The following is a 12232-nucleotide window of genomic DNA, read 5'->3' as shown; positions in this document are numbered from 1 at the left end:
TCCTTCTCGGGGAGATACTGTTTTTTGTACAGCAGCTCCTGTGAGGAGGGAAAAGAATTGACTCGTAATAAAGTTGAAATTTGCGGTGTTGATACATCTAAGTTACCAGTTTTGAAAAATGAAGAAATGCGTTTGCTATTTAAAGAAATGCAAGCCGGGGATATAACAGCCCGAGAAAAGCTCGTGAATGGTAACTTACGCCTTGTGTTAAGTGTCATTCAGCGATTTAACAATCGTGGTGAGTTTGTTGATGACCTGTTTCAAGTAGGGTGTATCGGGTTGATGAAATCAATTGATAATTTTGACCTAGGTCAAAACGTAAAATTCTCTACTTATGCTGTTCCAATGATCATCGGAGAAATCCGACGGTACTTAAGAGATAACAACCCAATTCGTGTATCTCGTTCTTTAAGGGATATTGCTTACAAGGCTTTACAAGTTCGAGAAAAACTAATGAGTGAGACGTCAAAGGAGCCAACTGCTGAAGAAATAGCAAAAGTACTAGATGTTTCTCATGAAGAAATCGTATTTGCTTTAGATGCAATTCAAGACCCTGTTTCGTTATTTGAGCCAATATATAACGACGGTGGAGATCCAATTTATGTGATGGATCAATTGAGCGATGAACGTAACAAGGATGTTCAATGGATTGAAGAAATTGCTTTAAAAGAAGGAATGAGACGACTCAACGAAAGAGAAAAGCTCATTCTAAGAAAGCGATTCTTCCAAGGAAAAACTCAAATGGAAGTCGCCGAAGAGATTGGAATCTCCCAAGCACAAGTATCAAGATTAGAAAAAGCTGCTATTAAACAAATGAATAAAAACATACAAACATAAACTACCGAATAGTCTCGGTAGTTTTTTTGTATAAAACAATCATGAATTCTCCTCCCATCTTCATATATTTAACTATCGAATAGTCGGGAGTGAAATGTGATGGTGAAAATTTCAGAATTTCAAATTAAAGATGTGGTCAATGTTGCAGATGGTAAAAAGTTAGGGAATATTAGTGATATAGAAATAAACTTATCAAACGGTAAAATTGAGGCAATTATTGTGAGTGGTAACGGACGGATGTTGGGCTTCTTTGGAAAAGAAGAAGAGATTATTATTTCTTGGAGAAATATACTTAAAATCGGCGAGGATGTCATTTTAGTTCGTTACAGAGGGGTTAATGAAGGGCAATACGATGAAGCAGAGGCCAAGTAAGCCTGAATTCACTGGGAGTATACTGCGAATTATGGTAAACTATAGAAAAATCAACAAACAATTGAGGTTTTTAAAATGGAACCATTTATTCTAAAAGAAACGTCTCATTTCATCATAAAAGATTGGGCAAATCAATTCGATGGCCTTGTTGCAGGTTTTACCACGAAAAACGGAGGACAAAGCAAAAACTCCTTTTCAACATTGAATACAGGATTTCACGTTGGGGATCAGGAGAAGGATGTTTGCTTAAATCGAGAAATCTTGTCAAAAAGCACTGGTATCCCGCTAACTCATTGGGTTGGCGCCGAGCAGACGCATGATGTACATGTAAAAAAAGTCTCGGTACATGACCGTGGGCTTGGCTCAAATTCATATGCAGATGCTTTCAGGGATACCGATGCTTTCTTTACCTATGATAAAAACCTGCTTTTAACATTGTGCTTTGCTGACTGTGTTCCGCTCTATTTTATTGCTCCAAAATATGAAGCAATTGCGATTGCTCATGCAGGGTGGAAAGGGACAGTTGGAGGGATCGCGAAAAGTGTGATAACTGTATTTGAGGACGAAAATATTCCTGTTTCGGAAATTTTCGCAGTAATTGGCCCCTCCATTTGCGAAAAATGTTATATTGTAGATGATAAAGTCATTTCATTTGTGGAAAATTTAGTGGAAGATGTCGAAAAAAAACCATATAATCGAATCAAAGATAACAAATACCACTTAAACTTAAAAGAGTTAAATAAACTGATTCTCCTCAAAGCGGGAATGAATGAGTCAAATATTCAGGTAACTGATTTATGTACGAGTTGTGATTCTGATTATTTTTTCTCTCACCGAAGAGACAAGGGGAAAACGGGTCGGATGATGAGTTTTATTGGTTGGAAGGAGGAGCAATCGAGAGAATGAAAGTTAGTGATAATCTACGTATGCTCCAGGAAAAGGTAAATGTGGCATGTCAAAGGAGCAAAAGAGATCCAGAGGAAGTAAAAATCATTGCCGTAACAAAATATGTAACGACAGAAAGAGCGTTAGAGGCATTAAAATGTGGGGTAACACATCTTGGTGAAAACCGTGATGAAGGCCTTCTTGAAAAGTGGAGCACTTTAGGGGACAAGCCTACCTGGCATTTTATCGGAACTCTTCAAACAAGAAAGGTAAAAAATATCATAGATAAAGTGGATTATATTCACTCTTTAGATCGTGAGTCCTTGGCAAAGGAGATTAATGCAAGAGCCGGAGATAGAACGATTTCTTGCTTCGTTCAGGTGAATGCGTCAGGCGAAGAATCAAAGCATGGATTAACGCCAGAAATGGTGGTACCATTTATAAGGGAATTAGAAAAATTCCCTAAAATAAGAGTAGAAGGGCTAATGACGATGGCTCCCTTTACTGAGGACGATACGATCATTAGACAATGCTTTCAAACGTTAAAAAAACTTCAGCTTGAAATTCAACATATTGATTTACCATATGCTCCATGTCTGGAGCTTTCAATGGGTATGTCTAATGATTTTGAAATTGCCATTGAAGAAGGGGCTACAATGATACGAATCGGCACCGCTTTGGTGGGCGAATAGTGTGGGAGGTGTAATGGATGAGTCTTAAATCAAAATTTAAAACATTCTTTTTCCTAGATGATGAATATGAGTATGAAGAAGAGGAGTACGAAGCTCCAGCAGCAAAGCCGCAAAGACAACCACAACAACAGCAACAAAGTGTGTCTCCTAAACAGAACGTGGTAAGCTTGCAGAGTGTTCAAAAATCTTCAAAGGTTGTTTTAATTGAACCGAGAGTGTATGCAGAAGCTCAGGAAATTGCAGATCAATTAAAAAACCGTCGGGCAGTTGTTGTGAATTTACACAGAATTGAACGAGACCAAGCGAAACGGATTGTTGATTTTTTAAGTGGTACTGTGTATGCCATCGGTGGAGATATTCAAAAGATTGGTGCAGAAATTTTCTTATGTACCCCAGATAATGTGGAGGTATCAGGCAATATCTCGCAACTTATGCAAGAAACAGAATTCGAAGATACGAGGTGGTAATGCGTAAATGGATTTACTTCTAACGATTTTAATTCGAGTGGTTGATATCTACTCTTGGGCATTGATTATTTATATTCTTATGTCATGGTTCCCGAATGCAAGAGAAACGGCTATCGGGCAATTTTTAGCAAGAATTTGTGAACCGTATTTAGAGCCATTCCGAAGAATTATTCCTCCGATCGGTGGAATGATTGATATTTCCCCGATTGTTGGTATTTTTGTTTTAAAATTGGCATCAACTGGCTTATATACGTTATTTGGTTGGTTTTAGCTAAAAGGGGCATAATTGCCCCTTTTTTGCACTTTCATATCTTTATAAATAGGATAGGAGATTAGATTAATATGGATTTGCATCAGCACTTCCGACGTGAAGAGCATAGTTTTGTCGATCAAGTAATGAGTTGGAAGGAACAGGTGGAGAGTAATTATGCTCCAAAGCTGACGGACTTTCTTGACCCGAGAGAGCAGAAAATTGTCGAGATGATTATTGGAGCGAATTCGGAGGTAAAGGTTCAATTTTTCGGTGGAGCAGAGCAAGTGGAAAGAAAGAGAGCCTTCATCTATCCAGATTATTTTTCTGTAGAGAAAGAGGCTTTCCAAATTTCCTTATATGAGCTGATCTACCCTAATAAGTTTGTTTCAATTGAGCATCGGCAAATTTTAGGTAGCATGATGTCGCTTGGACTAAAAAGGGGGAAATTTGGAGACATCCTTATAGAAGGAGAAACCATTCAACTCTTTGTCGCCAATGAAGTAAGTGATTATATTTCCATGCAGCTAGAAAAGGTAGGACGTTCAAAGGTAAGTTTAAAAGAGCGTAGTCTAGACGAAGCCATTCAAATGAAGGAACAATGGATTGAGTACACGACAACCGTTTCTTCCTTGAGATTAGACGCAATTATAGCTGCTGTTCATAATATTTCTCGTCAGAAATCTCAAACATTAATTGCAGGTGGAGTAGTGAAAGTTAATTGGATGACCATTGAAAATCCCTCGTTTGAATGTAAGGAAGACGATGTCTTATCGGTACGAGGCTACGGGAGAGCAAAACTATCTTCCATCGATGGGAAAACAAAGAAAGATAAATGGCGAATTGTTGTAGAAAAACATCAATAATTTATAAAAAATTTGCAGGAATTTAAAAGTACTTGTCGAATATCTGTTACAATGAATAGTATATACTATTAAGCAATTGGAGGTGGCTTATAATGCCATTAACACCGTTAGACATACATAACAAGGAGTTTACAAAAGGATTCCGTGGTTACGATGAAGATGAAGTAAATGAATTCCTTGACCAAGTAATCAAGGACTACGAATTGATTATTCGAGAAAAGAAAGAACTTGATGAACGATTAAACGATATGAATGAGCGTTTAACTCATTTTTCGAATATTGAAGAAACCTTAAATAAATCAATTGTTGTAGCTCAAGAAGCAGCGGAAGAGCTAAAGCGTAATGCTCAAAAAGAAGCTAAGCTAATAATTAGAGAAGCAGAGAAAAATGCGGATCGCATTGTAAATGAGTCCCTTTCTAAAGCTCGTAAAATTGCTCTAGAAATTGAGGATCTGAAAAAGCAATCTAAAGTATTTAGAACTCGCTTTAAAATGCTTATTGAAGCACAGCTTGATATGCTTAATAATGATGATTGGGATCATCTCTTACAATATGAGCTTGATTCAGCAGAATTAAAATCTGCAAATTTAAAAGAAGAAGAAGATTCATTGGCTTGACGAAAAGCGGTTTCTTCGAATATAATTTTTTAACAAGTAAAAATTGTATGTTGCGATGACAGGGATAGTAGAATTTATCAATGCTTTTTCTAGCGAGTTAACAGTTGGTGGGAGGTTAACAAAAGCGATAAGTTTGAATATCACCCTTGAGTACCAAGCTGAACGTCCACTAGGAATAGTAAGCTTTGGCGTCTAAATTCACGTTACGAATTTTAGAGCGGATGGGTTTTTAACCTATCTACTAGGGTGGTACCGCGGGAATATAAGCCTTCTCGTCCCTTTTTGGGATGAGAGGGCTTTTTTGTATTTATTTTTACTAATAACTGGTAACAATGAAGCTAGATGAGGAAGATTTAGGAGGAAGTTTAAAAATGGATTATAAAGATACGTTATTGATGCCGCAAACGGAATTCCCGATGCGTGGAAATTTGCCAAAGCGTGAGCCAGAGATTCAAGAAAAGTGGAACGAACTGGATATTTATTCTCTAGTTCAAGATCGTACGAAGGATCGTCCGATGTTTGTTCTTCACGATGGGCCTCCGTACGCAAACGGAGATATTCACATGGGGCACGCATTAAATAAAATCCTAAAGGACTTTATTGTGCGTTATAAGTCAATGAGTGGTTACAACGCGCCATACGTTCCTGGTTGGGATACACACGGGTTGCCAATCGAGCAAGCTTTAACAAATAAGGGTGTTAAGCGCAAGGAGCTTACAGTTGCGGAGTTTCGAAAGCTTTGTGAAGAGTATGCTTTAGGCCAAATTGATTCTCAGCGCACTCAGTTTAAGCGTTTAGGTGTTCGTGGAGATTGGGAGAATCCTTATATCACTCTTGATCCAGCATATGAAGCACAGCAAATCAAGGTCTTTGGTGAAATGGCTAAGAAAGGCTATATCTATAAAGGATTAAAGCCGGTATACTGGTCACCTTCTAGTGAATCAGCTTTAGCAGAAGCGGAAATTGAATATCAAGATAAAAGATCTGCTTCTATTTATGTAGGGTTCCCTGTTCAAGATGGGAAAGGTGTATTAGATGCGGGTACAGAAATTGTTATCTGGACAACAACACCTTGGACGATTCCTGCAAACCTTGGAATTTCCGTTCATCCAACCTTGAACTATGTTGTTGTGAAAGTGGATAATAAAAACTACCTTGTGGCTGAAGAGCTTTTAGAAGCAGTGACAAAAGAAATTGGTTGGGAAGATGTAACAGTAGTTAAGACAGTAAAAGGTCAAGAGCTAGAACATATTTTAGCAAAGCATCCATTATATGACCGCACATCTTTAGTGATGCTTGGGGAACATGTTACGACAGATGCAGGAACGGGCTGTGTTCATACGGCTCCAGGGCATGGGGAAGACGATTTCCATGTAGGTCAAAAATACGGTTTAGACGTCCTTTGTCCAGTTGATGATAAAGGGGTAATGACGAAGGAAGCAGTTGGCTTTGAAGGACTTTTCTATGATACAGCAAATAAGCCGATTACGGAAAAGCTTCAAGAAGTGGGTGCTTTATTAAAACTAACATTCATTAATCACTCTTATCCGCATGACTGGAGAACAAAGAAACCAGTTATTTTCCGTGCAACGGCACAGTGGTTTGCTTCAATTAAAGATTTCCGCGAAGACTTGTTGGAAGCTGTTAAGGAAACGAAGTGGGTTCCAGCTTGGGGAGAAACACGTCTATTCAATATGGTACGTGACCGTGGAGATTGGTGTATTTCTCGTCAGCGTGTATGGGGTGTTCCAATTCCTGTATTTTATGGCGAAGACGGAGAACCGATTATCACGGATGAAACAATTGAACATGTATCGCAATTATTCCGTGAACATGGTTCGAATGTTTGGTTTGAAAGAGATGCAAAAGATCTTTTACCTGAAGGATTTACACATCCATCAAGTCCAAATGGAAAGTTCACGAAAGAAACTGATATTATGGACGTTTGGTTTGATTCTGGGTCTTCTCATCAAGCCGTTCTAGAAGAGAGAAGCGATTTACAAAGACCAGCGGATCTTTATCTCGAAGGATCTGACCAATACCGTGGATGGTTTAACTCTTCATTATCTACAGGGGTAGCTGTAACAGGTAAAGCTCCTTATAAGGGAGTACTAAGCCATGGTTTCGCCCTTGATGGTGAAGGCAGAAAGATGAGTAAATCAATTGGTAATGTTGTTGTCCCTGCTAAGGTAATGGATCAGCTAGGTGCAGATATTTTACGCCTATGGGTAGCATCAGTGGATTATCAATCAGATGTTCGTGTGTCTGACGCTATCTTAAAGCAAGTAGCTGAGGTATACCGTAAGATCCGTAACACATTCCGATTCCTATTAGGAAATTTAGCAGACTTTAATCCTGCTACTGACAAAGTAGAATTTGATAAGCTTCGTGAAGTAGATCAATTCATGCTAGTGAAGCTAAACAAACTAATTAAATCCGTGACAAAGTCTTATGAAGAATACGAATTTGCGAGCATTTACCATGCAATCAATAACTTCTGTACGCTAGACTTAAGTGCATTTTACCTTGACTTTGCAAAGGACGTTCTATATATTGAGGCAAAGAATCACTACGAGCGCCGTGCAATCCAAACGGTTCTATATGAAAGCTTATTAGCGTTAACAAAATTATCAGCTCCGATTCTTTCTCACACAGCTGATGAGGTTTGGGCATACATTCCTAATGTGGAGGAAGATAGCGTTCAATTAACCGATATGCCTTCACACGTTGACCTTCCTAATGCAAAGCAGCTTGAAGAAAAATGGACGAAATTTATGAAGGTTCGTGATGATGTCCTCAAAGCTTTAGAAGAAGCACGTAATGCAAAGGTGATCGGAAAATCATTAACAGCAAAAATTAGCTTGTATGCAACAGGAGAAACAAAGGAACTATTACAATCTGTTAAAGAAAACCTTCAACAATTATTTATTGTGTCTGGTTTTGAGTTAGCTGGAGATATGGATTCTGCGCCTGCGGAAGCTGTAAAGCTTGAAACAGCTGCTATTGTCGTATCAAAAGCTGAAGGTGAAACTTGTGAACGTTGCTGGACAGTAACAACTGAAGTCGGCAAAGTAGAGGAACACCCAACCCTTTGTCCACGTTGTGCAGATGTAGTGAAAGAAAACTACAGCCATCTTGTATAAAAAATGGAAGAACTCTCTGGATTTCCGGAGAGTTTTTCCTATGTTTAGGGAATATGTATGAGTAATTATTCCACTTTCGTTAATGATTGTTTTCGTTGTTAAATGTTGTTCGTGTCGAATCGTGTCCATCGCGATATACTAACGGAAAACATCTGAAAACGGAGGTATGAACAAAATGGAAGCATTTGAACAAAAGCTCTATTTGGAACTCCGGAAATCGCGTACTGAATTAATGATGCAATTATCAAATTCGAAAGGATCTCCCTTAGTAAAACCGCTTATTGAGGAAGAATTAAGAGACATCAATAGTGCCATTCAAAAATTGGAGAATGGTACGTTTGGCAGATGCGAAATATCAGGTGAATTGTTACCTTATGAACTACTTCAAATGGTTCCAACCTTAAAAACGGTGGAGGACTGTGGGAAGCTTGAACAATATTTATGTAAACCGCTTTTTTAATTAGAAGCGTTTGCTGTCGTTTTTAAAGAGAATGTGCTAAAATGCAAAGGGAATATTAAGAGTAGGTTTGGAGGTTTCCTTTGTGTTTTATTACATAATCGCATTAATTGTCATTATTCTTGATCAATGGACCAAATGGTTAGTTGTGAAAAGAATGGAGCTTGGAGAAAGCATAACCGTTATAGAAAACTGGTTTTATATTACCTCCCACCGTAATAGAGGGGCTGCTTGGGGAATTTTGCAGGGACAAATGTGGTTTTTTTACTTAATAACCGTGATTGTGATTATCGGGATTGTTTATTATATTCAAAAAGCAGCGAAAGGTAAAAGGCTTCTAGGAGTGGCACTCGGGTTAATGCTAGGAGGAGCGATTGGTAATTTCTACGACCGAGTAGTACATAAAGAAGTAATCGATTTTATTCATACGTATATTTTTAACTATAATTTCCCTATCTTTAATATTGCTGATTCAGCCTTAGTTATTGGAGTAGGTTTATTAATGATACAAATGTGGCAAGAAGAGCGACAATCTAAGGAGATAGCAAATGGAAAAAGTCATACAAACAATTAATGAAGAGCATAAAGGCGAAAGACTCGATAAGGTCCTTTCGAGTGTAAACAGTGAATGGTCGAGGTCTCAAGTGCAGCTATGGATGCAAGATGGGAACGTTGTTGTTAACGGCCAAAAAGTAAAAAGCAGCTATAAATGTTCGGTTGGAGATGTAATAGAAATAAGCATTCCTGATCCAGAGGAGCTAGATGTGGTTCCTGAGCCTATGGACCTTGAGATCTTTTATGAGGATAGTGATGTACTAGTTGTAAACAAGCCTAAGGGAATGGTGGTACACCCAGCCCCTGGTCATACAACAGGAACACTTGTGAATGGATTAATGGCTCACTGTAAAGATCTGTCGGGCATCAATGGAGTGCTTCGACCAGGTATCGTCCATCGAATCGATAAGGACACTTCCGGGTTATTGATGGTTGCTAAAAATGATTTGGCTCACGAAAGCCTTGTGAATCAACTCGTTGCAAAGACAGTAACCCGTAAATACCGTGCCATTGTCCATGGAGTCATTCCTCATGATTATGGGACAATTGATGCCCCACTAGCAAGGGACCCTAAGGATCGTCAAAGCATGACTGTAGTGGATAACGGAAAGCATGCGGTTACGCATTTTCAAGTGATGGAGCGTTTTAAAGATTTTACACTTGTCGAATGTCAGTTAGAGACAGGACGTACCCATCAAATTAGAGTCCATATGAAGTATATTGGTTACCCGCTAGTTGGAGATCCCAAATATGGACCTAGAAAAACGCTAGATATAGGCGGACAAGCTCTGCATGCGGGTGTGTTAGGTTTTAATCACCCTCGAACCAATGAATACTTAGAGTTTGAAGCACCATTACCTGAGTACTTTATAGAGCTTCTCGAGTCTTTAAGAAATAATCGTTGACAAAGTTCTACATCTGATTTATGATTTCTATAGTTGAATAAGTCCTTTAAAGACGGTCCTGTGAGGCTGAGAAGGAGACGGAGATTGCATGGCATGCGTATGCCTGCATATCGAATTCGTGTACCCTCTAAGCCCTGGCCTAGAGGTTTTTTTTATGGATAAATGAGGAGGGAAGACCTTGTCACAAAAAGCAATTGTACTTGATGAACAAGCCATTAGAAGAGCATTGACAAGGGTTGCACACGAAATTATAGAAAAAAATAAAGGTGTAGAACGAATTGTTCTCATTGGAATACGGACAAGAGGAATATTTCTCGCTGAGCGTCTTGCTGAAAGAATTAAAGAAATTGAAGGCACAGAGGTTCCAGTAGGAGAATTAGATATCACTTTGTATCGGGACGATCTAACAAAGAAAACAAATGATCAGGAACCTTTAGTAAAGGGGTCAGATATCCCGCACGATATTACAAACAAAATTGTCATCCTAGTCGACGATGTTTTATACACAGGCAGAACTGTACGCGCTGCATTAGATGCATTAGTCGATATTGGAAGACCTGCTTCTGTACAGCTGGCAGTACTAGTAGACAGAGGACATAGAGAATTACCAATACGAGCAGATTATGTTGGGAAAAACATCCCAACATCTGGTTCGGAAAAGATTGTTGTTCAACTAGCAGAAGTTGACAAACATGATACAGTAAGTATCCACGAAAAATAAATATAACCTTTTAAAAAAGCACAGAGAGGCTTTCAAGGGGAAATGTAGACTCGAGGGGTGAAATATATACCTTGACCTGCAACTAGACCCTCTTGTGCAAAAGAGGGTTTTTATTTTAACTAACCAGAGGAGAGACACATACATGAACAACAAACCGATCCTAGATGTACACGAAACACCGAAACCAGTCCATTGGCTCACACTTAGCCTACAGCACTTATTCGCTATGTTTGGAGCTACTATATTAGTACCATTCTTAGTTGGACTTGATCCAGCGATTGCACTTATCTCCAGTGGTTTGGGAACGATCGCATTCCTTATGATAACGAAATGGCAAGTACCTGCTTATTTAGGATCATCATTCGCATTCATTACACCAATCATTGCGGCAAAAGCAGCAGGCGGTCCAGCAGGAGCCATGATTGGAAGCTTTATTGCTGGTTTAGTGTACGGAATTGTTGCACTAATCATTAAAAAAGCAGGTTACCGTTGGATTATGAATCTCCTTCCTCCAATCGTAGTAGGACCAATCATTATTGTAATCGGGTTGGCTTTAGCAGGAACTGCAGTTAGTATGGCAATGAATAACCCGGCAGGAGAGTACAGCCTACTGCATTTCTCAGCGGCACTTGTAACATTAGTAGCAACCATCATTTTCTCCATCTACGGAAAAGGAACATTGAGCATGATTCCAATTCTCGCAGGTATCATTATCGGATATGTGTACTCATTAATAGTAGGAATCGTTGATTTTGCCCCAGTAGCAGCAGCAAAATGGTTCGAAATGCCAAACTTCTTTGTACCATTCGTTGATTATGAAGTGAAAGTAACACTTGATTTGGTATTATTAATGGCTCCAGTAGCCATCGTAACATTATCAGAACATATTGGTCACCAACTTGTATTAGGGAAAGTGGTTGGTCGTGATTATATTAAAAACCCTGGTTTACACCGTTCGATTTTAGGAGATGGAACAGCAACCATGATCTCTGCACTAATCGGTGGACCTCCGAAGACAACATATGGTGAAAACATCGGGGTCTTAGCCATAACAAGAGTATACAGCGTGTATGTACTTCTTGGAGCAGCAGTCGTTGCAACAGTATTTGGATTCATTGGTAAAGTAACAGCACTAATAAGCTCAATCCCAACCCCAGTAATGGGTGGAGTATCCATCCTCCTATTCGGAATTATCGCATCATCAGGATTACGTATGCTAGTTGATAGCAAAATCGACTTCGGAGACAAGCGAAACCTTGTGATTTCATCAGTAATCTTAGTAGTAGGTATTGGAGGAGCAGTTATTAAAGTATCAGAAGGATTTGAAATTCATGGGATGGCATTAGCGGCTATTTTAGGAATTTTGATTAATTTAATCCTTCCTGGTAAGCCAGAAGCTGCCGAAGATATGTTTGAAAGTGATAAGGAAAATGAAGTAGCATAGTTACACCTTTTAAAGAAAGTC

The 12232-nt window shown here is 38.9% G+C and carries 14 protein-coding genes and 1 other annotated feature; all 14 genes read left to right on the top strand.

All coding sequences use genetic code 11. The annotated features are described in order from the left end of the window. The first annotated feature begins 57 nt into the window (after nt 1–57). The 14 genes from sigG to ACRX5O_RS08135 all read left to right on the top strand — a co-directional run bounded on the left by sigG (nt 58) and on the right by ACRX5O_RS08135 (nt 12211). Nucleotides 58–837, top strand: a complete 780-nt coding sequence (gene sigG / locus ACRX5O_RS08200; protein ID WP_119707465.1) for an RNA polymerase sporulation sigma factor SigG — start codon at nt 58–60, stop codon at nt 835–837. A gap of 99 nt (nt 838–936) precedes the next feature. Beyond that, entirely contained in the window at nt 937–1209 is a 273-nt protein-coding gene (locus tag ACRX5O_RS08195; RefSeq protein ID WP_119707466.1) for a YlmC/YmxH family sporulation protein, read from the top strand. Nucleotides 1210–1284: 75 nt separating this feature from the next. Further along, entirely contained in the window at nt 1285–2115 is an 831-nt protein-coding gene (pgeF, locus tag ACRX5O_RS08190) for a peptidoglycan editing factor PgeF (RefSeq protein ID WP_433905482.1), read from the top strand. After that, on the top strand, nt 2112–2786 hold the full coding sequence (locus ACRX5O_RS08185; RefSeq protein ID WP_433905481.1) for a YggS family pyridoxal phosphate-dependent enzyme: 675 nt from the start codon (nt 2112–2114) through the stop codon (nt 2784–2786). The genes pgeF and ACRX5O_RS08185 overlap by 4 nt, the downstream gene beginning before the upstream one ends. Nucleotides 2787–2803: 17 nt before the next feature. After that, on the top strand, nt 2804–3253 hold the full coding sequence (locus ACRX5O_RS08180) for a cell division protein SepF (RefSeq protein WP_119707469.1): 450 nt from the start codon (nt 2804–2806) through the stop codon (nt 3251–3253). 7 nt (nt 3254–3260) lie between these two features. Next, nucleotides 3261–3524, top strand: a complete 264-nt coding sequence (locus ACRX5O_RS08175) for a YggT family protein (protein ID WP_119707470.1) — start codon at nt 3261–3263, stop codon at nt 3522–3524. A 71-nt stretch (nt 3525–3595) separates the two neighbouring features. Next, nucleotides 3596–4369 carry a YlmH family RNA-binding protein gene (locus ACRX5O_RS08170; protein ID WP_433905480.1) on the top strand — a complete coding sequence of 258 codons (774 nt, stop codon included), beginning with the start codon at nt 3596–3598 and terminating at the stop codon, nt 4367–4369. A 92-nt stretch (nt 4370–4461) separates the two neighbouring features. After that, nucleotides 4462–4986: a DivIVA domain-containing protein gene (locus ACRX5O_RS08165; protein ID WP_433905479.1), complete on the top strand. Its 525-nt coding sequence runs from the start codon at nt 4462–4464 to the stop codon at nt 4984–4986. A gap of 46 nt (nt 4987–5032) precedes the next feature. Continuing rightward, nucleotides 5033–5269 (top strand) — a binding site (T-box leader). Nucleotides 5270–5357: 88 nt separating this feature from the next. Beyond that, nucleotides 5358–8129, top strand: a complete 2772-nt coding sequence (ileS, locus tag ACRX5O_RS08160; RefSeq protein WP_433905478.1) for an isoleucine--tRNA ligase — start codon at nt 5358–5360, stop codon at nt 8127–8129. 175 nt (nt 8130–8304) lie between these two features. Beyond that, the gene (locus ACRX5O_RS08155; RefSeq protein ID WP_119707474.1) at nt 8305–8589 is read left to right on the top strand and encodes a TraR/DksA family transcriptional regulator; all 285 of its coding nucleotides are present in this window, start codon (nt 8305–8307) and stop codon (nt 8587–8589) included. An 82-nt stretch (nt 8590–8671) separates the two neighbouring features. After that, nucleotides 8672–9160, top strand: a complete 489-nt coding sequence (gene lspA, locus ACRX5O_RS08150) for a signal peptidase II (protein ID WP_433905477.1) — start codon at nt 8672–8674, stop codon at nt 9158–9160. Beyond that, nucleotides 9135–10046, top strand: coding sequence for an RluA family pseudouridine synthase (locus ACRX5O_RS08145; protein ID WP_433905476.1), 912 nt, complete (start codon nt 9135–9137; stop codon nt 10044–10046). The genes lspA and ACRX5O_RS08145 overlap by 26 nt, the downstream gene beginning before the upstream one ends. Before the next feature lie 178 nt (nt 10047–10224). Beyond that, nucleotides 10225–10767, top strand: coding sequence for a bifunctional pyr operon transcriptional regulator/uracil phosphoribosyltransferase PyrR (gene pyrR / locus ACRX5O_RS08140; protein WP_433905475.1), 543 nt, complete (start codon nt 10225–10227; stop codon nt 10765–10767). 142 nt (nt 10768–10909) lie between these two features. After that, nucleotides 10910–12211, top strand: coding sequence for a solute carrier family 23 protein (locus ACRX5O_RS08135; RefSeq protein ID WP_433905474.1), 1302 nt, complete (start codon nt 10910–10912; stop codon nt 12209–12211). Nucleotides 12212–12232: the final 21 nt, after the last annotated feature.

Origin of the sequence: Robertmurraya mesotrionivorans (genome assembly GCF_050971805.1) — a bacterium.
GTDB lineage: Bacteria > Bacillota > Bacilli > Bacillales > Cytobacillaceae > Robertmurraya_A.
The sequence above is the reverse complement of the archived record's forward strand: the minus strand, read 5'-3'. Positions and strand labels throughout refer to the sequence as shown.

Bases quoted from the DNA above. Each gene is read 5' to 3' on its own strand.
- ACRX5O_RS08185 (WP_433905481.1), top strand. From the start codon at position 2,112: ATGAAAGTTAGTGATAATCTACGTATGCTCCAGGAAAAGGTAAATGTG.
- ACRX5O_RS08170 (WP_433905480.1), top strand. From the start codon at position 3,596: ATGGATTTGCATCAGCACTTCCGACGTGAAGAGCATAGTTTTGTCGAT.
- pgeF (WP_433905482.1), top strand. From the start codon at position 1,285: ATGGAACCATTTATTCTAAAAGAAACGTCTCATTTCATCATAAAAGAT.
- ACRX5O_RS08135 (WP_433905474.1), top strand. From the start codon at position 10,910: ATGAACAACAAACCGATCCTAGATGTACACGAAACACCGAAACCAGTC.
- ACRX5O_RS08165 (WP_433905479.1), top strand. From the start codon at position 4,462: ATGCCATTAACACCGTTAGACATACATAACAAGGAGTTTACAAAAGGA.
- ACRX5O_RS08145 (WP_433905476.1), top strand. From the start codon at position 9,135: ATGGAAAAAGTCATACAAACAATTAATGAAGAGCATAAAGGCGAAAGA.
- ACRX5O_RS08180 (WP_119707469.1), top strand. From the start codon at position 2,804: ATGAGTCTTAAATCAAAATTTAAAACATTCTTTTTCCTAGATGATGAA.
- ileS (WP_433905478.1), top strand. From the start codon at position 5,358: ATGGATTATAAAGATACGTTATTGATGCCGCAAACGGAATTCCCGATG.
- ACRX5O_RS08155 (WP_119707474.1), top strand. From the start codon at position 8,305: ATGGAAGCATTTGAACAAAAGCTCTATTTGGAACTCCGGAAATCGCGT.
- ACRX5O_RS08175 (WP_119707470.1), top strand. From the start codon at position 3,261: ATGGATTTACTTCTAACGATTTTAATTCGAGTGGTTGATATCTACTCT.
- ACRX5O_RS08195 (WP_119707466.1), top strand. From the start codon at position 937: ATGGTGAAAATTTCAGAATTTCAAATTAAAGATGTGGTCAATGTTGCA.